Source organism: Cryobacterium zhongshanensis, from assembly GCF_022760445.1.
GTDB lineage: Bacteria > Actinomycetota > Actinomycetes > Actinomycetales > Microbacteriaceae > Cryobacterium > Cryobacterium algoricola.
In genome coordinates, this window is record NZ_JALGAR010000007.1 from 19,968 (window position 1) to 45,321 (window position 25,354).

The window sequence follows — 25,354 nt, forward strand, 5'->3', positions numbered from 1 at the left end:
GAGGATCCAGTCGTGACGAGTTCCACACCCGTGACCGATTCCGCGCAGGACGCGACGGGAGGGGCCCCGTGGTGGACCTCGGCCGTCGTGTACCAGGTCTATCCGCGCAGCTTCGCGGATGCCGACGGTGACGGAATCGGCGACCTCGCCGGTATCCGCGGCAAGCTCGACTATCTGGCAGAGCTCGGGGTGGATGCGCTCTGGCTGTCCCCGGTGTATCCGTCACCCCAGCATGACAACGGCTACGACATCAAAGACTACGAGGACATCGACCCCGTCTTCGGCGACCTCGCCCAGTTCGACCTGCTCCTTGCCGAGGCCCACGAGCGGGGGATCAGGATCGTGATGGACCTCGTGGTCAACCACACGAGCGACGAACACCCGTGGTTCCTCGAGTCGAAGAGCAGCCTGACCAACCCGAAGCGGGACTGGTACTGGTGGCGGAAGCCGAACGCCTCGAACGGCCCGCTGAACGGGCTGCCGAACGCCTGGGGCAGCTTCTTCAGCGGCCCGGCCTGGACCCTCGACGAGACGACCGGCGAGTACTACCTGCACCTGTTCGCGGTGCAGCAGCCCGACCTCAACTGGGAGAACCCCGAGGTTCGGCAGGCCGTCTACGCCATGATGAACCGGTGGCTCGACCGCGGCGTCGACGGCTTCCGGATGGACGTGATCAACTTCATCGCCAAGCGGGTCGATCTCGTCGACGGGCCGTCCCCATCGCTCGACGACTCCTGCCCGATGGGACCGCAGATCCACGACTACCTGCAGGAGATGCACGCGGCCGTGTTCGCCGGACGCCCCGGCGAACACCTCACCGTCGGCGAGATGCCCGGGGTGACCACGACGGATGCCGTGCTGTTCACGGACCCGGCCAGGCACGAGGTCGACATGATCTTCCAGTTCGAGCATGTCTCCCTCGACCAGGGCGCGAACAAGTTCGACGCCCTCCCCCTCAACCTGCCCGCGCTCAAGCAGAACCTCGCACACTGGCAGCGGGACCTCGCGGACACCGGCTGGAACAGCCTCTACCTCAACAACCACGACCAGCCCCGCCTGGTCTCCCGCTTCGGCAACGACGCCGCGTACCGCTACGAATCCGCGACGCTCTGGGCGCTCGTGCTGCACCTGCAGCGCGGCACCCCGTACATCTACCAGGGTGAGGAGATCGGGATGACGAACGTGCGGTTCGACTCGATCGCCGACTACCGCGACATCGAATCGCTCAACCACTACCGGGAGGCCGTCGAGGAGTTCGACCGCTCACCGGCATCCGTTCTCGCGGGGGTACACGCGATGGGGCGCGACAACGCCCGCACCCCGATGCAGTGGGACGCGTCGCCGAACGCGGGCTTCAGCACGGGAACGCCGTGGCTCGCGGTCAACCCGAACCACACCGAGATCAACGTCGCCGCCGACCGTGCGGGCGAGCGGAGCGTGTTCCGGTTCTACCAGGAGCTGATCCAGCTCCGGCACGAGAACCCCGTTGTCGCCCTCGGCGACTTCGGCCTGCTCGAGCCCGACCACGAGCAGCTCTACGCCTTCACCCGCTCGCTGGCCGGTGAGACCCTCCTCGTCGTGGCCAACGCAGCGGATGCCACGCTCGCCGCGCCGCTGCCCGCGGCGGTCGCCGCCGTCCTCACCAACGCCGAGCGAGTCCTCGGCAACTACCCGCCCCAGTCCCCCGTCGCGTCCCTCCGCCCCTGGGAGGCCACCCTCTACCGTCTCCCCTAGGCATCTCCGCCCTGCCCCAGCCCGCGAGAGTACGAATATGGCCCCTTCGGCCGCACGGAGAGGGCCGAATTCGTACTCTCGCGGGAGGGAGTGGCGGAGGAAGGGCTCGTCACTGGAGGGGGTCAGTCGCGGAGGGAGCGCTCCTCGCCGGCGGCCTCGGTGCGGACGGTCTCGTCGAAGACGCGCTTGGCCTCGAGGCCGACCACGGAGTGGCGGCGCCCGTAGGCGAAGTACACGGCAAGGCCGATCAGGAGCCAGACCGCGAACCGCACCCAGGTCAGGGTGGTGAGGTTCAGCATCAGCCAGAAGCACAGCACGGCGGAGAGGATCGGCAGGTACGGGGAGAGCGGCACCTTGAAGGCGCGCTTGAGGTCCGGGCGCTTCTTCCGCAGCACGACCACGGCGATGCTCACGAGCACGAACGCCGAGAGGGTGCCGATGTTGATCATCTCTTCGAGGACGCCCACGTTGGTGAGGCCGGCGATCAGCGCGACCGCCGTTCCCGCGATGATCTGCACCCGCGCCGGAGTGCCTCGCTTCGCCGAGGTGACGCTGAGGCCGCGGGGCAGCAGGCCGTCCCGGCTCATCGCGAAGAGCACCCGGGAGAGCCCGAGCAGCAGCACCATGATCACGGTCGTCAGACCGATCAGGATGCCGACCGAGATGACCTCGGCGGCCCAGCCGGCGCCGACGGCGACGAAGGCCGTTGCGAGGGAGGCGTTCGGGTCCTGCGCGAGAACGGTGTACGGCACCATCCCGGTGAGCACGAGGCTGACGCCGAGGTAGAGCACGGTCACGATCGCGAGCCCGGCGAAGATTCCGCGCGGCAGGGTCTTCTGCGGGTTCTTGACCTCTTCGGCGCTCGTGGCGACGACGTCGAAGCCGATGAAGGCGAAGAAGACCAGGGAGGCGCCCGCGAGCAGGCCGAAGAGGCCGTACTGGGCCGGCTGCGCACCGGTCATGAAGGAGAAGAGGGACTGCATCCAGACGTCGCCGTCTCCGCCGGTCGTGGGAATCGCGGCGGGGATGAACGGCGAGTAGTTCGCCGGGTTGATGAAGAAGGCTCCCGCGACGATGACGAAGAGCACGATCGCGACCTTGAGGATCGTGAAGACGCTCGCGACCCGGGCGGAGAGTTTCGTGCCGAGCACGAGGAGGGTCGTGAAGATCGCGACGATGACGAAGGCGCCCCAGCTCACGTCGAGCCCGAGGATGTTGATGGTCGCCGGGACGTTCCAGTGCAGCAGGTCGAAGACGCTCGAGAGGTAGATGCCCCAGTACTTGGCGATCACGGCGGCGGCGGTAAGCATCTCGAGGATCAGGTCCCAGCCGATGATCCAGGCGAGGAGCTCGCCGAGGGTCGCGTAGGTGAAGGTGTACGCCGAACCGGCGACCGGGACGGCCGACGCGAACTCCGCGTAACACATGATCGCGAGGGCGCAGGTGAGGGCGGCGAGCAGGAACGCGAGCGTCACCGACGGGCCGGCGTAGCTGCCGGCCGCCTTCGCCCCGACCGAGAAGATCCCGGCGCCGACGGCCACGGCGACACCCATGACCATGAGGTCCCAGGTGCCGAGGGTGCGCTTGAGGTTGTGGCCCTTTTCGAGGGAATCGGCCATCGAGGCCTCAATGCTTTTGGTGCGCCAAATGCTCATAACAGGGGGATATCCATTCGTTGGGTGCCCGCCCAGCCTACGGCTCCCCCTGTCCGGGTCTCACGGAACGGTGACGACGACCTTCCCGCGGGCCTGTCCGGCGTGCTGGTAGCGGATGCCGTCCGCCGCCTCCCCGAGGGAGAACGTCCGGTCGATCGCGGGCCGGATCGTGCCGGCCTCGAGCAGTTTTCCGAGGGTCTCGAGGTCGTCTGCGCCCTCTGCGGAGACGACCCCGCGCAGGGTCTGCCTGACGACGGCGGACAGCAGGAGGGCACGGAGCTGGCGGTCGATCCCGCCGAGCACGGCGCCGCCGCCCTCGCCGCCGACGATGACGAGGGTGCCGGTCGGGGTGAGCGCCCGGCGGAGCCGGGACAGGGTGGAGTTTCCGGCGATGTCGAGGATCAGGTCCCAGGTGTTCCGGCCGTCGGCAAAGTCCTCGCGGGTGTAGTCGATCACTTCCGCGGCGCCGAGTGACCGGACGAGGTCGACCTTGCCGGTGCTGCACACCCCGGTCACCGTCGCGCCGAACGCCGTGGCGAGCTGGACGGCGAAGGTGCCGACGCCGCCGCCCGCGCCGATCACGAGGACGCGCTGGCCGGCCTCGAGCTTCCCGGCGTCGCGGAGGGCGTGCAGGGCGGCGCAGGCCGAGACGGGCACGGCGGCGGCCTCCACGAACCCGACGTTCGCGGGCTTCGGGACGAGTCGGTCGGCCGGGACCCGGGTGTACTCGGCGAACGATCCGGTGAGGGACGTGCCGAACACCTCGTCGCCGACCCGGAACTTCGTCACGCTGGCCCCGACGGCGGCGACCGTTCCGGCGACATCCCGTCCGCGCACGCGGAGCCGCGGGGCCCGAAGTCCGAAGCCGAACAGCCGGAGCAGGTAGGGACGCCCGGCCATCAGGTGCCAGACGCCGGCGTCGATCCCGGCGGCCTGGACCCGGACAAGCACGTCGTCGGCTCCGAGCTCCGGCTCGTCGATGTCCTCGAGGTGGAGCACGTCTGCGGAACCGTATCGATTCTGGACGAGGGCCTTCATGATTCTTCTCCTGACGGGGTGCGGGGCGAGATGACGGGTGGGATGACGGGCGGGGTGACGGATGCCGCCGGCTGGGCCGGGTACTGGAACACCGCGTCGAGCGGCACGCCGAAGGCATGGGCGATCAGGAAGGCCAGCTCGAGCGACGGCGAGTAGCGGCCCTGCTCGATGGCGATGATGGTCTGGCGGGTCACTCCGGTGCGGTCCGCGAGGTCGGCCTGGGTCATCTCGCCGTTGGCGAAGCGGAGTCGCCGCATGTCGTTGGTGACCCGGGTCGGCTTCGCGGACGTCGCGGAGGTCGCGGAGGCCGCCGACTTCGCCGGCCTCACCACTGCGGCAGGCCTCTCCGGTAGGCGACGAGCCGCGCGATTCCGCCGAGGACGGCCGAGAGCACGAACGCAAGATACACCGCGTTGGCGATCCAGAAGTACGGCAGTTCCAGCAGGGCCATCAGGAGGGCGGCGACGCCGCCGATCACGACGAACGACTGGCCGACTGTGTCGCCGAACCGGGCGATCTCGCGGTCGCGCTGGTCGGCTCGTCCGGTCTCCCTCGGCGAGGCGATCGAGACCAGGATGTCGAGCACGATCGACGCGACGATGGCGCCGCCGATCGTCCAGAGCAGCGCGGGAACGTACGACACCTCGGCGAGCTGCCCGCCGTCATCCCGGATCAGGATGAGGGCGAGATAGGTCGCGTACGCGGCGATCGCGGTGCCGAGCCTGATCCAGGCGCGTTTTTCCAGGGCGGACATTCGGGCTCCTCGAGGGACGTGACGGTGACTGAAGTAAAGCTGACCTGACTCAATGTAAAGAAAAACATACTTCGTGTCAAGGAATAGCTACATCTTCGGTGCCGGTCCCCGGTTCGCGCCGGCTCAGTCCGTGGCCCCGGAGAGGGACCAGGCCGTGACGGAGACCTTTCCTCCCGCGACGATGTCGAGGGTGATCGGCCAGGAACCCCGATCGAGCCCGGGGTACAGGGCCGAGAACAGCGTGTATGTCGCGGGCACGTCCGCGGTCGCCATGGCATCCCAGCCGAGCCGGGTGACGGCGAATCCACCGGCCGGGACCTCGATGGGCTGGGCACCGTCGTCGGTGGTCATGAAGGAGCCGCCGTGCACGAGCGTGACGTCGATGGCGGACCCGGCCTGGTCCGCGAAGGCGAGATCGGGGTAGCCGTTGAGCGTGCACGGCAGGTCGCTGAAGTTCATGGCCTGGATCGACACGGTGCGGTGTCCGGTCGCGGCATCGGGATCGCCGAGCAGCACCGCCGTGTCCTCCGGCGTGCACCATCCGGCGGGAGCCGCCGCCGCGTCAGGAGCGACGGTCGGCGGCGGCGTGACCGGGACGTCCGGATCGGGGACGGCGCCGAGGGTGTTGCCGTCGGCGAGCGCGTTCTCCGCCGCGGAGACGAGTCGCTCGGCCCGGCTGCCCAATCCCACGACGAGGCCGGAGGCAACCAGGACGACGACGACGGCGACGGTGCTGAGAACGGCGAGCGGATGCCTGCGGAACGGGCCGGTCGCGACGGGCGCCGGGACGGCATCCGTGCCCTGTTCGCGTGCGGCGGCGGGCTCCCGCACCCTGCGCAGCGCGAGCAGGGCCGGCAGCCAGCCCCAGGCGATCCCCCAGTAGCCGCTGAGGAGCATGGCGTCGCCGGCCGGATCGAGCACGAACGCCGCGCGGGACGGCGGGAATGCGGAGATGATGGCGCTGATCACCCACGGGAGGGTGGCGAGGAAGCCGGTCAGCACGGCCACGAACCAGAGGGCGAGGAACCGGGCGACGCGCGATCCGTCTGTCCGGTCCACGATCAGGCGCGCCAGGACCAGGTAGACCACGAACACCACCGCAGCAGAGGCGAGCGGCACAAGAACGATCCACGGCGCGGGCCAGAACCAGACGCTGCGGGGAATGGTCTCCGGCAGGAGGTGCTTCACGAAGGCGGTCGGGACGGGGCCGAACCAGGTCAGGTAACCGAATGCGCCGGCGCAGACGACCCACCACGCGGCGGCGATGAGGGCGGAGATCCAGAAAAATGGGCTGTGGCCGGGCCTTGTCATGCCCCGAGCCTACGTCACGGTGTCAGCGCGACCCGGGTCAGCGGCGGCAGCAGCAGCCACTGACGCCGCCGTTCCCACCGCCGCCGCGCGCTACCGGTCGATGAGCGTGAGCGCCTGGCGGGGGCAGAGCGACACGGCGTCGGTCGCCGCGTCGAGCAGCCGGTCCGGGACCGGAACGTTCGAGCCGTAAACGTAGGAGAGCGGGTAGCCCCACTCGTCGCGAGCGAGGAGCTCCGGCAGGATCTCGGTACAGAGACCCCGGCCGTCGCACTTCGTCCAGTCGATGTGCAGCAGCACGGTGGGGTCGGCGGCACTGCGGGGGTCGGGGGCGCGCAGGTTCATCGGTGGTCCTTTCGGCAGTGCCCGGCGAGGTGAGCGGCGACGTCGTCGGCGAACACCGTGAGCGTGCTGAGTACGAACCGGGCGGTTCCGTCCGGGTGGTTGCAGGAGCCACGGCCGGTGACGATCGCCGCGAGGCGGCGCACCTCGCCGGGAAGACCCGGATCGCGGTCGCCGCGGGCGAGTCGCCCGAGCACGGCGGCCATCGCCGGCAGCCCGTTGACGCAGGGCCCGCACTGGCCGGCGGTCTCGCCGGCGAGATAGGTGGCGACCGCGGCGGCGACCGTGATCGGGCAGCGCCGTTCGCCGAGCCCCATCAGGATGCCCGCACCCGGGTTCGCGCCGAATCCGGCGAGGTCGGCGCGATCGAGGCGGGCCTCGAGGGCGTACGCCGGCAGCCAGGCGCCGTGGTAGCCGCCGACGAGCACGGCCGACAGCGTCCCGGTGTCGACACCGGTGAACCGGAGCACGTCACCGATGCGGGATCCGCCGGCGACCTCGAGCACGGTCGACGGATGCCCGTCGCTGCCGACCGTGACGAGTCGCGTCCCCGGGTCCCCCTTCGTGCCCACCGAGCGGAACCAGGCGGCCCCGAACCGGGCGATCAGGGCGATGTGGGCGAGGGTCTCGACATTGTGCAGCAGGGTGGGGCGGCCACCGAGGCCGGACTCGGTGAGCCGCACGGTGCGGTCCTGCGGAACCGGCTCGCGGCCGGCGAGGGCGTTGACGACGGCGGATGCCTCACCCGAGATGAAAGACTCCGCCGCTTCCCGCAGTTCGATGCCGGCGGCATCCGCTCGCTCGGCGAGGGCGCGGCCGACGGCCTCGAGCACGGAGGCCTGGGCGTAGAGGTAGACGGAGTGGGTGCCGAGGGCGCCGGCCACGGTGAGGAGCCCATCGATGACGAGGTGCGGCGACCGGAGCAGCAGTGTCGCGTCCTTCTGGCTGAGCGGTTCGCCCTCCGCGGCGTTGCCGATCACGACGACGCGGCGGCGGCGGGCGCGCTCGCGGGCGGGCACGGCGGCGAGTTTGCGCCACGCCGGGAAGCCCGCGCCGCCGCGGCCCTCGAGGCCGGAGTCGCGGAGGGCGGCAAGGAGCGCGTCCGAGTCGGTGTGGGCGGGCAGGCGCCCGAACGTCGCCTGGTGGGTGCCGTAGTCGGCGGCGCGGGCGGCGGTGAGCCGCGTGGTCCCTGTCGGAGCCTGGACCGGCGGAAACAGCGTGGTGTCCGGTGCGCGGCTCACGAGGCCTTCCCGATTCGCACGTTCTGGTATTCCACGAAGCCGCGGCTGAGGCGCCAGCCGAGAGCGGAGAGCACGGCGATCGAACAGGTGGCCGCGAAGGCGATGAACCAGGCCTGGCCGGCATCCGTGCCGTTGCCGATGGAGTGCAGCAGTGCGACGGGCCACATCAGGTAGGTCAGCCAGTGCACGGCCTTGAACACCCGCACGCCGATGACGCCGCGAAGGAGGGCCGTGACCACGATCGCGAGCATCAGGTCGACCGCGAGGGTGCCGAGGCCGAGCCAGAAGGGCTTGGCCGCGCCGAGGAACGGCACGACGAAGTCGACGAGCCGGAGCTGGGCGTAGGAGTCGCCGAACAGCGTGACCAGGTGGATGGCGAGGAAGGCGGTCGCGAGCAGTGCCACGTTGCGGTGCACGAGGGCGACCGAGAACCGGGGCAGCGCGAAGAGGGGCCGTCCGGACCGGTTCAGGATGCCGAGCAGGACCGAGACGGTGAAGAGGGCGAGGGAGACGACCCCGGTTCCGCGGCCGAGCGCCCAGAGCGCTTCGTTCACGGCAGGGTCCTTTCGGCGTCGGAGTCGGAGTCGGCGCCGGAATCGGTGCCCGCGCCGGACGCGTCGTCGTCCGGCCAGCCGCCGAGGGCGACGACCACTCCGTCGGCGTCGACGAGACGGGCGGGAACCCCGAGCTCGCGCAGCCAGGCGACGGCCTTGTGGCCGCGCACGATCGACGCAGTGCTGAGCGTGTTGGCGCGGTGGCAGCTCTCCGCCGCGACCGTGACGCTGCGCCAGACCGGCTCGGCGGGCACCCCGGAGCCGGGGTCCAGGATGTGGTGCTGGGGGCGGCCGGCCTTGGTCCAGCGCCGCTTCTGCGTGCTCGAGGTCGCGAGGGCGAGACCCTCCGCGAGGGTCACGCGGGCGCTCGGATCGAGCGGGGCATCCTGGACCAGGACCTGCCACCCGCCTGCGGGCGCGGGACCGGCGGTCGCGATGTCACCGCCGAGGCTCACGAGCACGCCGCAGCCGAGTTCCGTGGCGATGCGGGCGGCGACCCGGTCGGCGGCGGCGGCCTTCGCGGTCGCGCCGAGGTCGATGCTGAGGTGGGCGGGCACGGTCAGCCGGTTGCCGACGAGTCGCACGCTCGCCCAGCCTGGCCGGGGCGACGCGATCGCGCGCACCGGGACGCCGTCGTCGAGGATCAGGCGGATGTCGTGGTCGTAGCCGATCGCGTCGAGGGCGTTGCCCAGGGTCGGGTCCACGTCGCCGTCCGTCGCCGCCGCGGAGGCGAGGGCGAGGCGCATCAGGTCGGCGAGGGTGTCGCTGACGAGCGCCCCGACCGGGAAGAGCGGGGCCTTGACCATGACCTCGGAGTCGTCGCGGAACCGGCTGCAGGCGAGGTCGATGTCGTCGAGCACGGCGTCGGCGATGCGGCGGGCCTCGGGGAGGAGCGCGGGGTCGGTCACGACGAGGCGGGCACTCGTGCTCCAGAGGGTCCAGTCTTCGGTCGCGACGGTCGCGGTGGCCGTCATCAGGACCCGCTCGTCGCGGCGTGGGCCTTGGTACCCTTGCCCGAGGACACACTCGGTGCGGCCGGTGCGGCCGGGGCGGTGGTCGACTGGGTCGTCGTGCTTCCGGACGTCGTGCCCGAGTCGCCCGACGTGGTCGTGCTGGTCGTCGCCGAGGCATCCTGCGTGGCGAGGGAGTCCGCCCAGTCGTGCAGGCCGAGGGCAGAGGCGGCGACGACCGCGAGCAGTCCGATCGTGCCGGTGACGATCTTGCTGAGCCTCTTACCGCGTTCGTGAGCGTTCATCGCAGTGCCACCCTTCATTCGTTGACACTACCGAGAGTGACAGCGGACTCTATGGGTTTCCTATGCGGTCACCCTGAGCGAACAGGGTGTTAGGGAGGGGCACCCTGCGGAGGCTCACAGAACCGCACGCAGGCAGACAAAACGGGCCTCCACCCGAAGGTGACGGCCCGTTTCGTTGAAGTTCAGCTTCAGAAGTTCGCGATATCGACGCGGCTTCCGGTTTCGTGCCTGACTAGCGACGCAGTCCGAGACGCTCGATGAGCGAGCGGTAGCGGGCGATGTCGATGTCGGACAGGTAGCCGAGCAGACGGCGACGCTGACCAACCATGAGAAGCAGGCCACGACGGGAGTGGTGGTCGTGCTTGTGCTCTTTCAGGTGCTCCGTGAGGTCGAGGATGCGCTGCGTGAGCATGGCAATCTGGACTTCGGGGGACCCGGTGTCGCCTGGGTGGGTAGCGTACTTTTCGATGATCGCCTTCTTAGCATTAGCTTCGAGTGCCATAGATGGGATCCCCTTTCTCTCACTGCGCGGTGCCCGTGGGCCGAATGCCTGGGCTCTCTTGTTCCGCGGCCGTTGGACGGCAACCTAGGGAGCTTAGCAGAAATCGGCAGCGCGCTCCACGCTCTGCGGTCGTCACAGCACACTGAAACCGGTCGGCAGCGGCAGCATCCGCTAGAACACGTGGGCGGCGATCTCGGCCGGTGCGGCGAGCAGGCCCTCGATCTCGTCGTCGAGCCGCACGAGGGTGAGCGAGGCCCCCGCCATGTCGAGAGAGGTGCAGTACTCCCCCACGTAGCTGCGCCCCACCGTGATGCCGCGGCGGGTCAGCTCGTCGTGCGCGTGGCCGTAGAGGATGTACAGCTCGCTGATCGGGGTGCCGCCGAGGCCGTTGATCATGAGCGCGACCCGGTCTCCCTCGACGAAGGGCAGGTCGTTGACGACGGCGTCGAGCATCTCGTCGGTCATCTCGTCCGCGGTGGTGAGCTTGGCGCGCCGGCGGCCGGGTTCGCCGTGGATGCCCACGCCCACCTCGATCTCGTCCTCGCCGAGGTCGAAGAGCGGGGACCCCTTCGCGGGCGGGGTGCAGGAGGTGAGGGCGATGCCCATCGTGCGGGTGACGCTGTCGACCTTCTCGCCGATCCGGACGAGCTCGTCGAGGGAGGCGCCGGCCTCGGAGGCCGCGCCGACGGCCTTCATCACGAAGAAGTTGCCCGCGACGCCGCGGCGCCCGACCGTCCAGGTCGAGTCCTGCACGGCGACGTCGTCGTCGATGAACAGGGTCTTGACGGTGATGCCGTCGCTCTCCGCCATCTCCTGGGCCATTTCGAAGGCCATCCGGTCGCCGGTGTAGTTGTTCACGAGCAGCAGCACGCCCTTCGGGGAGGCCATCAGCTTGGTGGTCTCATAGACGTAGTCCATCGGCGGTGCGGCGAACACGTCGCCGGGGCAGGCCGCGTCGAGCATTCCCTTGCCGACCGTCATCACGTGGGCGGGTTCGTGACCGGACCCTGAGCCCTGGATGATCGACACCTTGTTCGGGTTGGGACCGCCGGCGCGCATGATCAGGTTGTATTTCGGCACATAGCGGAGGGTGTCCGGGTTGGCGAGGGCAAGGCCCTTGAGCATGTCCGGCACATACATCTTCGGGTCGTTGACAAACTTCTTCATGTGTCCATCTCCTTTGTGGGTGGTCCGAAACGTGCAGAAAGGCGTACCGACGTTGGTGCGGGTGTTCCTGGGGTTCAGAGGTCGTCGCGCGCGGCCCATTCACGGCTGAGGCGTTCGAGGATCACGGCGACGGCGACGGCACCCGGATCGGGCGACCCGATGCTGCGCTCCCCCGTGTAGCTGGCCCGGCCGCGGCGCGCCTGCAGGAAGCTCGTCGCGTCGGCGCGTTCGCGCGCGACGACGGCGGCGCGGGCGAGCGCGGCCAGGCCGTCACTCCCGGCGCGGAGTTCGGCTTCGAAGGCATCCGTTGCCGGGACGAGGGCGTCGAGGAGCGTCTTGTCGCCGAGGTCCGACTTGCCCCTGGCCTTGATGCCCTCCGCGGCGGCCCGGAGCATGGCGACGACGTCGTCGCCGTCGAGGTCCGCCTTGCCTGCGACGGCGGCCGAGGCGCGCAGGAATGCGGTGCCCCAGAGCGGGCCGGAGGTTCCGCCGATGCGGCCGGAGATGACGAGGGCGGTCTTCTTCAGGAAGTCGGCCGGGGAGCTGCGGTCGAAGTCGGGCCAGTCGGCGAGGACGATCTCGAAGCCCCTGGCGAGGGAGAAGCCGAAGTCGCCGTCCCCGACGACGGCGTCGAGGTCGCCGAACTCGCGTTCGTTGTCAACCGCGGTCTGGGCGATGCTGTGCACCACGAATTCGGTGTCTGCGAGGCTGCTGCGGGTCATGGGTTCTCCGGTTCCGGGCTCGTCAGTCCTGGGCTGGTCGGTCCTGGTGCGGCCAGGATGGCGGTGAGATCGGTCAGTTCCACGGTGCGGCCGACGTCGAGGTGCAGCGGGTCCTTCAGGCTGATCGCGGAGGGGCCGCCGGGGTCGCCGAGCGAGGAGACGACGAGGGAGGCGCCGGTGAAGTCCTCACCCGCTGTGTAGCCGCTCACCGTGATGAGAGTGCGGAGGCCGGCGGCGAGCGCGGCCTGGAGGCCGTTGGCGCTGTCCTCGATGACGAGGGCCTCTGCGGCAGGGACGCCGAGTTCGCGGAGGGCGAGGAGGTAGATATCCGGCGCCGGTTTCTTGTGAGCGACCACGTCTCCGGCGAAGACCCGGAAGTGCGCGGCGAGGTCCGGCCCGACCGCCTCGGTGAGTACGGCGAGGACGGATTGCTCCGCCGATGTGGATGCGACGGCGAGGGTCCAGCCGGCGGCTGCCGCATCGGCAGTGATCCGTTTGATGCCCGGGCGTCCCGGCAGTGCGCCGCGGGCGACGGCGTCGGTGTAGATGGCGGTCTTCCGCCGGTGCCAGCGCGCGACGGCCTCGTCCAGGGCGCCGGGGTCGTCCGGGAGGCCGAGGACGGCGGCGACCGCCGGCGTCAGGGCGCTCCGCATCCGCTCCTTGCCGCCGCCGATCTTGACTTTGACCGCGTAGTCGGAGTCGCTCCACCGCACCGGAACGGCGAATTCGCGGAAGGTCTGGTTGAACGCAGGCAGGTGGCCGTCGCGCTCGGTGTCGGCGAGGACGCCGTCGCAGTCGAAGATGAGTGCCGGCATCCGTCACGCCTTCCCTGCGCTGCCGAATTGCTCGGCGAGTCCGCGGGTCAGCGCGACGATATCCGTTCGGACGTGCCCGAACAACGACGGCGGGTCCCACTTGTCCCGTGCCTCCGCGTCCTTCAGGTAGGCGAGGCTCGACTGCATGAAGGTGATCTTGAGCGCCGTGGAGATGTTCACCTTGGCGCAGCCGAGCGCGATGAGCTCGGAGAACTGGCCGGGGGTCAGGCCGCTCCCGCCGTGCAGGGCGATCGGGATCGGGTGCGCGCTGACGATGTCGCTGACCCTCCGGAAGTCGAGGACGGGTTCACGGGTGTAGACGCCGTGGGCGTTGCCGATCGCGGGTGCGAACACGTCGACGCCGGTCTCCTCGATGAAGCGCAGCGAGATCTCGAGCGACTGCCTGGCGGATGCCGTGTCCGAGCCGATCCCGTCTTCGACCCCGGTGATCGACTCGATCTCGCCCTCGACGTGTGCGCCGAAGGTGCGGGCCTCCGCGACGACTTCGACGGTCTGCCGCTGGTTCTCCGCGACCGGGAGCCGGGAGGCGTCGAAGAGCACGGAGTTCCAGCCGCGCTCGAGGCATTCGGTGATGACCGCCCGCTCGGGGCAATGGTCGAGATGCAGCACCACCGGCACGTCGATGCCCGCCGTCATCGATTCCCACATGCTGAAGAGCACGCGCGACCCGATCGACTTCACGGTCTTGACCGAGGTCTGCACGATCACCGGCGACCGGGCTTCGACGGCGCCCGCGAGGACGGCCTCCATGGTGAGGTCGTTCACGACGTTGATCGCCGGCACGCCGTAGCGCTCGGCGAACGCGCGATCGACGACCGCTTTCAGGGTAGACACCGACATTCCAGGCCTCCTCGCCGGAGTGGGGCCGGTGTCCGGGCCCGGGTGTCACCGGGTCGCCGTCAGCCGGTTGCCGACATCGTAGGCTGCAACCCCGGCCCCGACAATGGGTGACCGGCCCCAACCGATTCGACGGAGTTTTTGAGTTCTTGGCACGTGGGAGCGAGTTCTCAGCGCTTTCCGGGCACAATCTCCGTCGAATTGGTTAGCGGCGGCGGCGGAAGAATCGGCGCGGCGGCGGACTCGGGGCGACGGCGGCTGGATGGTCCCAGACGCGCACGATCGACCACGCGACAGCCACGAGCGGCACGGCGAGCACGGCGCCGGCGATGCCGCCGAGCACGGTTCCCGCGGTGAGGGCGACGAGGATCACGAGTGGGTGCAGCTTGAGTGCGCCGGCCATCACGATCGGGTTCAGCAGGTCGCCTTCGAGCTGGTTGACCACGACGACGATGGCCACGACGATGAGGGCCACGATCGGCCCGTTGAAGACGAGGGCGACGAGCGCGGCCAGGATCCCGGCGATCGTCGCGCCGATCAGCGGGATGAACGCGGTGAGGAAGACGATCGCCGCGAGCGGAAGGGCGAGCGGAACCTGCAGGATGGCGAGGCTCGCACCGATGACGACGCCGTCGAAGAGGGCGATGGTCGCGGTCCCGCGCACGTACTGTCCGAGGACAGCCGGAGCGGTCTGGCCGATGCGGCGGGCTCGCGCGAGGGCGGATCCGCGCAACGGCGTCAGGAAAAAGGCCCAGATCGACGCGGCATCCTTGAGGAAGAAGAACAGGATGACGACGACGAGAGCTGCTCCGGTGAGCACCTCGGCCGCGGCGGACACCCCGGCGAGCGCACCGCTGCCGAACTCGGCACTCGTCACGAAGTCGATCACGGCGTTTCTGGCGGCCTCGAACTGGGTGGCATCGAGCGACAGCGGGCCGTTCGTCAGGTAGCCCTGCAGCTGGTCGAGGCCGTCGGAGGCCGCGGTGACGAGTTCGGACCACTGGTTGCGCACGGCGAACACGATCAGGGTCACGATGCCCCCGAGCACGACGACCCCGCCGAGCAGGGTGAGCCAGGTCGCCAGCATCCCCGGCACTCCCCTCGCGCGCAGCCAGCGCACGAGCGGGCTGAGCGCCGCCGCCAGGATGAGCGCGACCAGGGTGGGAATGACGACGAGCTTGAGCTGCACGAGGGCGAACACCACGCCGATTCCCAGCACGATCACGACGATCAGCTGGGCGCTGCGGATGCTCAGCCACCCCAGTCGGTCGACGAGCAGGGACCTCACGGTACGGTCCCGTGGGGTGCTCTCGCCCGCGGTCCCGCCTGAGGCTGAGGCTGAGGTGCCGACTGAGTTCTGAGTCTTTCGCTCCGGCTTCGCTCGCATGCCTCCCATGCTAAGCACACCCCGCGGCGCGGCCGGCGAAAATGCTGCCGAACCACAGATTCCTCAGGTCTCGTGACCGCCCCGGCCGAACCAATTCGACGGAGATTTTGGGTTTTCGATGCGTGGGAGGCGGGTCTTCCGGCTTTTAACCTAAAATCTCCGTCGAATTCGTCCGGGCGAAACGCTCGAGGACCTCACCGATGCGGCCTCTGCAGCCGCCGCAGCCGGTTCCGGCGCGGGTGGCCGAGCCGATGCAGGCGACGTCGGTGTTGCCGGCCTCCGCGGACGCCGTGATCGCACCGACCGTGACCCCGTTGCACCAGCAGACCGTCCCGTCTGGGGCGAAGGCGTCGCCGCCGCCCGCCGGGTCTACGTCGGGGCCGTCGTAGCGCAGCAGCAGCGAACGGTCGGCGGGCAGTTCGCTGCCGCGCTCGAAGAGGAGGGTGAGTTCGGCGCCGGTGCGCGGCATCCCGACGCAGATGAAGCCGGTGAGGATGCCCCCGCGCGTGACCATCTTCACGTACCGGCCGTGCTCGGGGTCCGCCCATTGCGACACGCCCAGGCGCGGCGGCGCAGGGACCGGTGCGCCCGCGCAGTCCCTGCCGTGGACGGGCTCCGCAGCCCCGTGCCCGTCGTCGGGATGGGCGGGGTCGAAGTCCCAGGGGTCCGCGCTCGTGTCGCCGGCGGTGACGACGTCGATGCCCTCCGCCTTGAGCATGACGACGCCGTGCGCCTGCACAGCGAGTGCCGGCTCGAAATCGGCGGGAGCAGCCACATCGGCGGCAGCGGCAGTCGCAGGAGAAGTGACGGCCCCGGCCCGGGCGTCGTGCTCGATTTCCGCGGTGAAGCGGGCGGCGAGCCAGTCGGCCTGGCGCCAGCCGGGTCCGATCAGGCCGGTGGGGCCTCCGGCGGGTGCAGCCTGGGAGGCACCGGGGGCCGGCCGGGGGGCGACGTGCGCGCAGTCGCCGATCGCGAAGATGGCGGGGTCGGTCCAGCTCCGCAGGGACTCGTCGACGAGGATGCCCGTCGACACGCTCAGGCCGGCGAGGCCGGCGAGCTCGGTGCGGGCGCCGATGCCGCAGCTGAGCACGAGCAGGTCTCCGGGGATCTGCTTGCCGTCGGCGCAGATCAGCGCGTCGAAGCGGTCGTGGCCGTCGGTGTCTGCGGTGAAGAGAATGCTCTCGGCCCTGGCGTGGCTGACCATGGTGACGCCGGCCCGGCGCGCGCTGCGGGCGAGCACCGTTCCGCCGCCGCGATCGAGATTGCGGTTCAGCGGAATGTCGGCGTGGTAGACAACGCAGACATCGCTCCCGGCCTGGGCCGCGGCGAGCGCGAACTCCATGCCGAGCACCCCCGCGCCGAGCACGACGATCCGGCCTCCCGAGCGCACGGTCGCGAGCACGGTCTCCGCGTCGTCGAGGTCACGGAGAGCGGTGACCCCGCGGGGCAGCGGGGCATCCGCGGTGTCGAGCGAGGCCGCATCCGACGGCGGGCACATCAGGGAGCGGCGCACCCGGGTCACCCCGTCGAGGGTCGGGACGTTGGCGCGGGCGCCGGTCGCGAGCACGATCCGGTCGTAGCCGAGGTCGGTGCCGTCGCCGAGGGTCACCGTGCGTCGCACCCGGTTGATCCGGGTGACGATCTCTCCGGTGCGGATGTCGACGCCCGCCGCCCTGGCCGCGTCGGTGTCCGTCAGGTCGAGCGCGCCACGGTCGGAGCGGCCGACGGCATAGTCGGCAATGAGCACCCGGTTGTAGGCGTCCGCGGCCTCCGCGCCGACAACGGTCAGGGTGGCGAGGCCCGCACGCACGACCGGGAGCAGTTCCTCGACGAGGCGGGCCCCGACCGGGCCGTAGCCGACGAGGACGATCCGGGTCGGTGCGGCGGCAGCGGGCACAGCACCGATCGTGCCCGCGCCGGGCACTGCGACGATCGACTCAGGCATGGGCATCCGTTCGGGTCGACCTGGCGGAAACGGCATCCGCAAGATCGGCCCCCGGCGTCCGCGTCAACGCGCGCACCCGCACGGTCGTGCGCTTGAATTCCGGCATGCCGGAGACGGGGTCGGTGACCCCGAGGGTGAGCAGGTTCGCCCGTTGGGCACCGGTGAAGTGGAACGGCAGGAACACGGTGTCCGGGCGGATGTCGCCGGTCACCTCGGCGACACAGCTGACGACTCCCTGGGCATTGCCGACCTCGACCTCGCCACCGTCGACGAGACCCAGGCGGGCGGCGGTCGCCGGGTGCACCTGGAGCCTGGCCTGCGGCTGGGCCTGCTGCAGCTCGGGCACCCGGCGGGTCTGGGCCCCCGACTGGTAGTGCTCGAGAAGCCGGCCGGTGATGAGGGTGACCGTGCCATCCCGCTGGGCGGGCGCATCCGTCACCCTGGCCTGCACGGCGACGATGCGCGCGCGGCCGTTTGCGTGCGCGAAGCCGTCGAGGAAGAGCCGAGGGGTGCCGGTCGACCCGGCCGGGTACGGCCAGTACGCGGCCTCCCCCGTGTCGAGCAGCCCGTAGCTCAGGCCGGAGTAGTCGGCGAGCCCGCCCGCGCTCGCGCGGCAGAGCTCGTCGAACACCTCGGCCGGGTCGGCGCTGAACGTGCCGGCGGAGCCGAGCCGGCGCGCGAGTTGCTGGAAGATCCAGAGTTCGCTGCGCACCCCGTCCGGCGCGCCGATCGCCGTGCGGCGGCGGATGACCCTGCCCTCGAGCGAGGTCATCGTGCCCTCCTCCTCTGCCCACTGGGTGACCGGCAGCACGACGTCGGCGAAGCGCGCGGTCTCGGAGAAGAAGAAGTCGCAGACCACGAGGAAGTCGAGGGCCTCGAGGCCGGCGCGCACCCGGTTGGAGTCCGGGGCGGACACGACGACGTTCGAGCCGTGCACGAGCAGGCAGCGGATGCCGCCAGGCGCGCCGAGCGAGTCGAGCAGCTCGATCGCGGGCACGCCGGCCCCCGGCAGGCTCTCCGGGGACACGCCCCAGACGCCGGCGACGTGGGCACGCGCGGCCGGGTCGGTGATCTTGCGGTACCCGGGGAGCTGGTCGCACTTCTGGCCGTGCTCGCGGCCTCCCTGGCCGTTACCCTGCCCGGTGAGGGTGCCGTAGCCGGAGCGGCGGGTGCCGACGAGGCCGAGTACGAGGGCGAGGTTGATCGCGGCGGTCGCGGTGTCCGTGCCGTCGACGTGCTGCTCGACTCCGCGGCCGGTGAGGATATAGGTGCCCGTCCCGGCCGAGAGGCGGCGGGCGAGGCCGCGGAGCTGCGGCACCGGGACGCCGGTGAGTTGTTGCACCCGTTCCGGCCACCACCGGGAAACGCTGCGGCGGAGGGCTTCGAAGCCGGTCGTGCGCCGGGCCAGGTAATCGGTGTCGATGAGGCCCTCCGCGATCACGATGTGCGTGAGACCGAGCAGGAGCACGAGGTCGCTGCCGGGCGTCGGCTGCACGTGCAGGCCGCCGCCGTCCTCGGTGAGGCGTGCGGTCGCCGAGCGGCGCGGGTCGACGACGATCAGGCCGCCGGCGCGGCGGGCGCCCTCGAGGTGCCCGATGAACGGCGGCATGGTCTGGGCCACGTTGGAGCCGAGGATCAGGATCGTGTCCGCCGAGTCGAGGTCCTCGACCGGGAACGGCAGTCCTCGGTCGAGGCCGAAGGCGCGGTTGCCCGCCGCTGCGGCCGAGGACATGCAGAACCGACCGTTGTAGTCGATCCGGGAGGAGCCGAGCGCGACCCTGGTGAACTTGCCGAGCTGGTAGGCCTTCTCGTTGGTCAGGCCACCGCCGCCGAAGACCCCGACCGAGTCCGCGCCGTGCTGCGCGCGGGTGTCGGCGAGCCGGGCGGCCACGAGGTCGAGCGCCTCGTCCCAGCTCGCCGGTTCGAAGCTCCCGTCCGGCTGCCGGAGCATCGGCGTCAGGATCCGCTCCGGCGACACGAGCAGTTCGGCGGCCGTCCAGCCCTTCTTGCACAGGCCGCCCCGGTTGGTGGGGAATGCCCGGCCGGCCACGGTCACGCGCGGGCGAGCCGCAGCATCCGTGCCCGCGGCGCCCATGCCCGCGGCCTCCGTGCCCGTCAGCGTCATCGCGCACTGCAGCGCACAGTACGGGCAGTGCGTGTCGACGCTCGGGCGGGCGACGGATGCGCGGGGTGCGGTCACGGGGACTCCTCCTGGTGGGTGGGTGCTGGGCGGATGCCGGCTAGATGCGCTGCCCGGCCACGGACGAGCCGCGGCGGAGGTAGCAGAACGCGGTGACGATCATCATCACGACGTAGGCGCCGATGAAGGCGTAGATCGCGGCGGTATAGCTGCCGGTCGCGACCTTGGAATTTCCGAGCACCTGCGGAATGATGAACCCGCCGTATGCGCCGATCGCGGAGATGAGGCCGAGCGCGGCCGCGGTCTTGCGCTGGGTGCTGACGTCACCGGAATTCGTGTGGGCGTCGCTCACGCCGCTGCGGGCGGCGAAGACGCTCGGGATCATCCGGTAGGTCGAGCCGTTCCCGATGCCCGTCGCGACGAAGATGAGCAGGAAGCTCGCGAGGAACAGCCAGAAGTTGCCGAGCGAGAGCACCGCGATCACGAGCAGCGCGCCGAGGGCCATCACGCCGAAGGCCGCGACGGTGACGCGGGCGCCGCCGAAACGGTCGGCGAGCCTGCCGCCGGCCGGGCGGGCGAGGGAGCCGACGAGTGCGCCGAGGAAGGCGAGGGAGATCGACGCGGCCATGATGTGGAAGGTGGAGTACTCCGGGAACTGGTCGGCGATGAGCTTCGGGAAGACGCTCGCGAAGCCGATGAAGGAACCGAAGGTGCCGATGTAGAGCAGCGCGAGGATCCAGAGGTGCGGCTCGCGGAGGGCCGCGAGCGAGCCGGCGAAGTCGGCCCTGGCGCTCGAGAGGTTGTCCATGTACTTCCAGGCGCCCCACATCGCGACGAGGATGAACGGCACCCAGAACCAGCCCGCGAGCGAGAGGTTCAGGGTTCCGGCGGCGCCGATCGTGATCACGATCGGGACGACGAGCTGGGCGACGGCGGCACCGAGGTTTCCGCCGGCAGCGTTGAGCCCGAGGGCCCAGCCCTTCTGCTTCTGCGGGTAGAAGTAGGTGATGTTGGACATCGAGCTCGCGAAGTTGCCGCCGCCGAGGCCGGCAAGGCCCGCGACGACGAGCATCACCGGGAACGGGGTGGCCGGGTTGCCGACGCAGAAGCCGAGGGCGATCGACGGGATCAGCAGCAGCCCGGCCGAGATGATGGTCCAGTTGCGGCCGCCGAAGCGGGCGACCATGAACGTGTACGGGAAGCGCAGCGTCGCGCCGACGAGGCTCGGCATCGAGATGAGCCAGAAGATCTGACCGGTGTCGAAGGTGAAGCCGGCCTTGGGCAGCTGCACGACGACGATGCTCCAGAGTTGCCAGATCACGAAGCCGAGGAATTCGGCGAAGATCGACCACTTGAGGTTGCGGGAGGCGATGGCTTTGCCGCCGTCGTTCCACTGTTCGGTGTCTTCGGCGTTCCAGTTGTCGATCCACCGGCCGGGGCGGTGGACCAGGCTCGGGCCGGTGCGGAGGCCGGTTGTGGGGGTATCGACTGCAGTCATGGTGTTCTCCTCGGGATGGGTGTGCGGGGGGAAGTGCAGGGGAAGGACGGTGGGAAGGTCAGGCGGCTTCGGGCAGGGGCAGGTGCACGTGCACCTCGCCGTCTTCGACCCTGACCGGGTAGGTGCGCAGCGAGTACTCGGCGGAGGTGAAGCATTCGCCGGTCTCGAGGTCGTAGACCTGCTTATGCAGGGGGGAGGCGATGGTGAACCGGTCACCGCGCGATCCGACGATGCCGCGGCTCATCACGAATGACCCGGTTGCGGGGTCGCGGTTGTCGACGGCGTACAGACCGCCGTCCGGAAGCAGCAGGATGGCGAGCTGCTCATCGCCGATCAGGGCGGCTTCGCCCCAGAGCGGCTCGAGTTCATCGAGGGAACAAACGCGGATCCAGGTACCGGGGTGGTTCACGAGTGATCCCGCTTTCTGTGAGGTCTGCCACGCCGGGTGGGCGATTCCCTCACGCTAAATCGGCCACGTTTCGCGGGTCCGCGCCGGGCGCGTCGAATGCGTAAAGAAGTCCTCACCCTTCCCCGGCGGGCCGGTGAGGTCCCGGTCACACCTTGTTACATGGGCGCAACCGAGGGGAAACGCGGCCCTTTTAGGCTGGCAGCACCACCTACGGAAGGCTCCGCCATGGACAACGTCACGTTCGACGCCGCTGGGGCAGCCACCCGGCCTTCCGGCGTCCCCCGACGCATCGTCGTCATCGGCGGCGGCCCCGCCGCGCACCGGTTCGCCGAGGCCATGCAGGCGAGGTCGAAGCCCGGTGAGGACAGCGAGCTCCTCGTCCTCGGCGACGAGCGCCACCTGCCGTACGACCGGGTCGCCCTCTCCCGCCGTCTCGTCGACTCCGAGGACCTCACCCTCGGCGACCGGGCGCTCTGGGAGGCCCCCGGCATCGCTTACCGCGGCGGCAGCCGGGTGGACAGCATCGACCCGGCCGGCCGCACCGTCACCCTCGCCGACGGCGAGACCCTCTCCTACGACGAGCTCGTCTTCGCGACGGGATCGTCCGCCACCGTCCCTCCCATCCCCGGTGCCGAAGCAGGCCACGTCTACCGCACCATCGAGGACGTCGACTTCCTCGTCGCCGAAGTCGCCCGTCTCCGCGAGCGGCTCGGCCGGCCGGCGAACGTCGTGGTCGTCGGCGGCGGACTCCTCGGCCTCGAGGCCGCCGGGGGCCTGCAGCGTCTCGGAGGCTCGGCCACGATCGTGCACTCCGGCCGCTGGCTGATGAGCGCGCAGCTCGACGAGGGGGCCGGGCAGGCGCTCGGCCGGCTGATCCAGGCCCAGGGCATCAGTCTCGCCCTCGGCAACCGTCCCACCGAGGTGCTCACTTCCCCGACCGGCCGTGTGCTCGGCGTCACGCTCACCGACGGCACCCAGCTGCACGCCGACCTCGTCGTCTTCTCGATCGGCATCACCCCGCGCGATGAACTCGCCCGCGCGGTCGGCCTCGACCTCGGCCCGCGCGGCGGCATCGAGATCACGGATGCCTGCGGCACGTCGATCCCCGGCATCTGGGCCATCGGCGAGGTCGCGAGCGTGAACGGCAGCTGTGTCGGTCTCGTCGCCCCCGCGAACGCGATGGCCGAGGTCGTCGCCGATCGGCTGCACGGCGGCGCCGCCGTCTTCCCCGGCGTCGACGACGCCACCAAGCTCAAGCTCTCCGGGGTCGAGGTCGCGAGCTTCGGCGACGCCCTCGGGGCCACAGAGCACTCCCTCGAAGTCGTCTATGCGGACCCGGCCAGGGGTTTGTACCAGAAGATCGTCGTGACGAACGATGCGAAGACCCTCCTCGGCGGCATCTTCGTCGGCGACGCCTCGCCGTACACGGCGCTGCGGCCCCTGCTCGGTCGCGAGCTCGGCGCCGAGCCGAGCGCCTACCTCTCCGCGGCCGGCGCCGAACCGCCGGCAAGCAGTGACCTGCCGGATGACGTGCAACTCTGCTCCTGCAACAACGTGTCGGTCGGCGCCGTGCGCGCCGCCATCCGCGGCGATGAGCACACGGAGGCGTGCACGGAACTCGGCCCGCTCAAGGCGTGCACGCGGGCCGGCACCCAGTGCGGTTCCTGTGTGCCCCTGGTCAAGAAGATCCTCGAAACCGAACTGACGAGGGCGGGCGTCACCGTTTCCCACGCCCTCTGCGAGCACATCGCGCTCAGCCGGAGCGAACTCTTCGAATCCGTCCGCATCCTGCAGCTGACCGACTTCGACGAGATCATGGGCCGGTTCGGCAGTGGACTCGGCTGCGACATCTGCAAGCCCGTGATCGCCTCGATCCTCGCGACGCAGACCTCGGGCTACATCCTCGACGGCGGCCGCGGCGCCCTGCAGGACACCAACGACCGCGCCCTCGCCAACATGCAGAAGGACGGCACGTACTCGGTCGTGCCCCGGATCCCGGGGGGCGAGATCACGCCGGCCAAGCTCAAGGTCATCGCCGAAGTCGCCGCCGACTTCAACCTCTATACGAAGATCACCGGCGGCCAGCGCATCGACCTGTTCGGCGCCCGTCTCGAACAGCTTCCCGACATCTGGAAGATCCTCGTCGAGGCCGGGTTCGAGTCCGGCCAGGCCTATGGAAAGTCCCTCCGCACGGTGAAGAGCTGCGTCGGGTCGACCTGGTGCCGCTTCGGCGTGCAGGACTCCGTCGCGATGGCGATCAACCTCGAACTGCGCTACCGGGGGCTCCGCGCACCGCACAAGTTCAAGCTCGGTGTCTCCGGGTGCGCCCGCGAGTGCGCGGAGGCGCGCAGCAAGGACGTCGGCATCATCGCAACCGACCAGGGCTGGAACCTCTACGTCGGCGGCAACGGCGGCTTCCAGCCCGCCCACGCCCAGCTCCTCGCCCAGGACCTCGACGACGAGACCCTGATCCGCTACATCGACCGCTACCTGATGTACTACATCCGCACCGGCGACCGCCTGCAGCGCACCGCACGCTGGCAGGAAGACCTCGAGGGCGGGCTCGACCACGTGCGCGACGTCGTCTGCAACGACTCTCTCGGCATCGCCGACGAACTCGAGGCCGCGATGCTCGTCCACGTCGGCAACTACGAGGACGAATGGGCCGCCACCCTCAAGGATCCGGAGCGCCTGCGTCGGTTCCGGTCCTTCGTCAACGCCCCCGGCACCGCGGACCCCGCTCTCCTGCAGGTCATCGAACGCGATCAGCCCCGCCCGGCGCGCCCGGCGGAGCGGGAGGCCGTGCTGGTCTCCGGCCTGAGCATCCCGGTCAGACCCCGCGACGCGACCGCGAACTCCGGCGCGACCACCACCACCACCACCAGCGAACGCACCATCGAACTGCGACAGGGAGTGTGAACCATGGACATCAGCCTCGACCTGGCCGGCCGCCGGGTGCTCGTCTTCGGAGGTGCCCTCGCGGCCAGACGGGTACTCGCCCGGTTCCTGGCCGCTGAGGCGATCGTCTACCTGGCCTCTGTTCCCGTCGACGGGCATCCGCCGGAGAGACCGCACCCGCAGGTGCGCCCCGTCGAATACCCGCATTTCCCGCACGGCTGGCGCGACCTCGTCTCCGCGGTCGACCTCGTCGTGCTCGTCGAAGTGTCCGCGGCCACCGAGCGCATCATCGTCGATGCCTGCGCCTCGCAGCGGGTCTGGCTGAGTCGCGAACCAGCGGCATCCGTTGCCCCGCTCGGACGGGTGACGCTCGTCGGCGGTGGCCCCGGCGACGACGGCCTGCTCACGATGGCCGCCGTCCAGGCCCTCCGCGACGCCGACATCGTCTTCTACGACAAGCTCAGCCCGCACGACCGGCTCGACGAGTGGTGCCCCGGCGCCGAGCACGTCGACGTCGGCAAGACACCGGGGCACCACGCCACCCCGCAGGCCGAGATCGAGCGGATGCTCGTCGACAGCGCCCTCGCCGGCCTCACCGTCGTCCGGCTCAAGGGCGGCGACCCGTTCGTGTTCGGGCGCGGCGGCGAGGAAGTGGTCGCGTGCCGCGAGGCCGGGGTTCCGGTCACGGTCATCTCCGGAGTGACGAGCGCGATCTCGGTGCCGGCCGCAGCGGGCATCCCGGTCACCCACCGGGACCTCAGCCGGGTCTTCACCGTGCTCTCCGGCCACGCGCCGCTGAGCGAGAACGAACTCGCGCACCTCGCCGGGCTCGGCGGCACGATCGTGGTCCTGATGGGCATCGGAACGCTGCCACACCTCACCGCCGGGCTCGCCCGCCACGGGATGCGCACCGACATGCCCGTCGCGATCGTCGAGCAGGGCTTCTCCGCACGCCAGCGCACCACGAAGGCCCGGCTCGACACGATCACCCCGCTCGCCGCGAAGCTCGGCGCCCGCTCCCCCGCCGTCCTCGTGATCGGCGAGGTCGTACGATTGTCCGAGCACGACGACGCCGCCAGTGATGAACTGTTGCAGGCCATCGCGAGCAACGCCGAGCACTGACTGAACGCCC

Annotated in this window: 23 protein-coding genes; 3 read left to right on the top strand and 20 right to left on the bottom strand. The window is 70.3% G+C overall.

Annotated features, from left to right (window positions below; all coding sequences use genetic code 11):
- Positions 1-12: 12 nt before the first annotated feature.
- Positions 13-1,734, top strand: a complete 1,722-nt coding sequence (locus MQH31_RS18495; protein WP_243013284.1) for a glycoside hydrolase family 13 protein — start codon at positions 13-15, stop codon at positions 1,732-1,734.
- Positions 1,735-1,856: 122 nt separating this feature from the next.
- On the opposite strand, the gene MQH31_RS18500 is transcribed toward MQH31_RS18495, so the two are convergent.
- From MQH31_RS18500 to nirD, 20 genes are all read right to left on the bottom strand, one after another.
- Positions 1,857-3,389, bottom strand: a complete 1,533-nt coding sequence (locus tag MQH31_RS18500) for an amino acid permease (RefSeq protein ID WP_243013285.1) — start codon at positions 3,387-3,389, stop codon at positions 1,857-1,859.
- A gap of 60 nt (positions 3,390-3,449) precedes the next feature.
- Complete coding sequence (locus MQH31_RS18505; RefSeq protein ID WP_243013286.1) at positions 3,450-4,427, bottom strand: NAD(P)-dependent alcohol dehydrogenase; 978 nt, start codon at positions 4,425-4,427, stop codon at positions 3,450-3,452.
- Positions 4,424-4,684 carry a helix-turn-helix transcriptional regulator gene (locus MQH31_RS18510; RefSeq protein WP_243013363.1) on the bottom strand — a complete coding sequence of 87 codons (261 nt, stop codon included), beginning with the start codon at positions 4,682-4,684 and terminating at the stop codon, positions 4,424-4,426. The genes MQH31_RS18505 and MQH31_RS18510 overlap by 4 nt, the downstream gene beginning before the upstream one ends.
- 68 nt (positions 4,685-4,752) lie before the next feature.
- Positions 4,753-5,181 carry a hypothetical protein gene (locus MQH31_RS18515; RefSeq protein ID WP_243013287.1) on the bottom strand — a complete coding sequence of 143 codons (429 nt, stop codon included), beginning with the start codon at positions 5,179-5,181 and terminating at the stop codon, positions 4,753-4,755.
- A gap of 123 nt (positions 5,182-5,304) precedes the next feature.
- Positions 5,305-6,492 carry a DUF4232 domain-containing protein gene (locus tag MQH31_RS18520; RefSeq protein WP_243013288.1) on the bottom strand — a complete coding sequence of 396 codons (1,188 nt, stop codon included), beginning with the start codon at positions 6,490-6,492 and terminating at the stop codon, positions 5,305-5,307.
- A 90-nt stretch (positions 6,493-6,582) separates the two neighbouring features.
- On the bottom strand, positions 6,583-6,834 hold the full coding sequence (locus MQH31_RS18525) for a ferredoxin (protein ID WP_243013289.1): 252 nt from the start codon (positions 6,832-6,834) through the stop codon (positions 6,583-6,585).
- On the bottom strand, positions 6,831-8,072 hold the full coding sequence (locus tag MQH31_RS18530; protein WP_243013290.1) for an NADH-ubiquinone oxidoreductase-F iron-sulfur binding region domain-containing protein: 1,242 nt from the start codon (positions 8,070-8,072) through the stop codon (positions 6,831-6,833). The genes MQH31_RS18525 and MQH31_RS18530 overlap by 4 nt, the downstream gene beginning before the upstream one ends.
- Positions 8,069-8,626 carry a ferric reductase-like transmembrane domain-containing protein gene (locus tag MQH31_RS18535; RefSeq protein ID WP_134534972.1) on the bottom strand — a complete coding sequence of 186 codons (558 nt, stop codon included), beginning with the start codon at positions 8,624-8,626 and terminating at the stop codon, positions 8,069-8,071. Before MQH31_RS18535 ends, MQH31_RS18530 begins: the two co-directional genes overlap by 4 nt.
- Entirely contained in the window at positions 8,623-9,600 is a 978-nt protein-coding gene (locus MQH31_RS18540; protein ID WP_243013291.1) for an FAD:protein FMN transferase, read from the bottom strand. Before MQH31_RS18540 ends, MQH31_RS18535 begins: the two co-directional genes overlap by 4 nt.
- On the bottom strand, positions 9,600-9,899 hold the full coding sequence (locus tag MQH31_RS18545; protein ID WP_243013292.1) for a hypothetical protein: 300 nt from the start codon (positions 9,897-9,899) through the stop codon (positions 9,600-9,602). Before MQH31_RS18545 ends, MQH31_RS18540 begins: the two co-directional genes overlap by 1 nt.
- A 214-nt stretch (positions 9,900-10,113) precedes the next feature.
- Complete coding sequence (rpsO, locus tag MQH31_RS18550) at positions 10,114-10,383, bottom strand: 30S ribosomal protein S15 (protein ID WP_134449591.1); 270 nt, start codon at positions 10,381-10,383, stop codon at positions 10,114-10,116.
- 171 nt (positions 10,384-10,554) lie between these two features.
- On the bottom strand, positions 10,555-11,550 hold the full coding sequence (gene dhaK, locus MQH31_RS18555) for a dihydroxyacetone kinase subunit DhaK (RefSeq protein WP_243013293.1): 996 nt from the start codon (positions 11,548-11,550) through the stop codon (positions 10,555-10,557).
- A gap of 74 nt (positions 11,551-11,624) precedes the next feature.
- The gene (dhaL, locus tag MQH31_RS18560) at positions 11,625-12,272 is read right to left on the bottom strand and encodes a dihydroxyacetone kinase subunit DhaL (protein ID WP_243013294.1); all 648 of its coding nucleotides are present in this window, start codon (positions 12,270-12,272) and stop codon (positions 11,625-11,627) included.
- Positions 12,269-13,087 carry an HAD-IA family hydrolase gene (locus MQH31_RS18565; protein ID WP_243013295.1) on the bottom strand — a complete coding sequence of 273 codons (819 nt, stop codon included), beginning with the start codon at positions 13,085-13,087 and terminating at the stop codon, positions 12,269-12,271. The genes dhaL and MQH31_RS18565 overlap by 4 nt, the downstream gene beginning before the upstream one ends.
- A gap of 3 nt (positions 13,088-13,090) precedes the next feature.
- On the bottom strand, positions 13,091-13,948 hold the full coding sequence (locus tag MQH31_RS18570) for a class II fructose-bisphosphate aldolase (RefSeq protein ID WP_243013296.1): 858 nt from the start codon (positions 13,946-13,948) through the stop codon (positions 13,091-13,093).
- Positions 13,949-14,150: 202 nt separating this feature from the next.
- Positions 14,151-15,233 (bottom strand): AI-2E family transporter, encoded by a 1,083-nt coding sequence (locus MQH31_RS18575; protein ID WP_243013297.1) that lies wholly within the window; start codon positions 15,231-15,233, stop codon positions 14,151-14,153.
- A 244-nt stretch (positions 15,234-15,477) separates the two neighbouring features.
- On the bottom strand, positions 15,478-17,277 hold the full coding sequence (locus MQH31_RS18580) for an NAD(P)/FAD-dependent oxidoreductase (RefSeq protein ID WP_243013298.1): 1,800 nt from the start codon (positions 17,275-17,277) through the stop codon (positions 15,478-15,480).
- Positions 17,270-19,402, bottom strand: coding sequence for a molybdopterin oxidoreductase family protein (locus MQH31_RS18585; RefSeq protein ID WP_243013364.1), 2,133 nt, complete (start codon positions 19,400-19,402; stop codon positions 17,270-17,272). The genes MQH31_RS18580 and MQH31_RS18585 overlap by 8 nt, the downstream gene beginning before the upstream one ends.
- A 115-nt stretch (positions 19,403-19,517) precedes the next feature.
- Positions 19,518-20,915 carry an MFS transporter gene (locus MQH31_RS18590; RefSeq protein ID WP_243013299.1) on the bottom strand — a complete coding sequence of 466 codons (1,398 nt, stop codon included), beginning with the start codon at positions 20,913-20,915 and terminating at the stop codon, positions 19,518-19,520.
- Positions 20,916-20,973: 58 nt separating this feature from the next.
- Positions 20,974-21,324 carry a nitrite reductase small subunit NirD gene (gene nirD, locus MQH31_RS18595; protein WP_134534982.1) on the bottom strand — a complete coding sequence of 117 codons (351 nt, stop codon included), beginning with the start codon at positions 21,322-21,324 and terminating at the stop codon, positions 20,974-20,976.
- A gap of 225 nt (positions 21,325-21,549) precedes the next feature.
- Here nirD and nirB point away from each other — a divergent pair, with 225 nt between their 5' ends.
- Positions 21,550-24,243: a nitrite reductase large subunit NirB gene (gene nirB / locus MQH31_RS18600; protein ID WP_243013300.1), complete on the top strand. Its 2,694-nt coding sequence runs from the start codon at positions 21,550-21,552 to the stop codon at positions 24,241-24,243.
- Positions 24,244-24,246: 3 nt separating this feature from the next.
- Positions 24,247-25,344, top strand: a complete 1,098-nt coding sequence (gene cobA, locus MQH31_RS18605; RefSeq protein WP_243013301.1) for a uroporphyrinogen-III C-methyltransferase — start codon at positions 24,247-24,249, stop codon at positions 25,342-25,344.
- Positions 25,345-25,354: the final 10 nt, after the last annotated feature.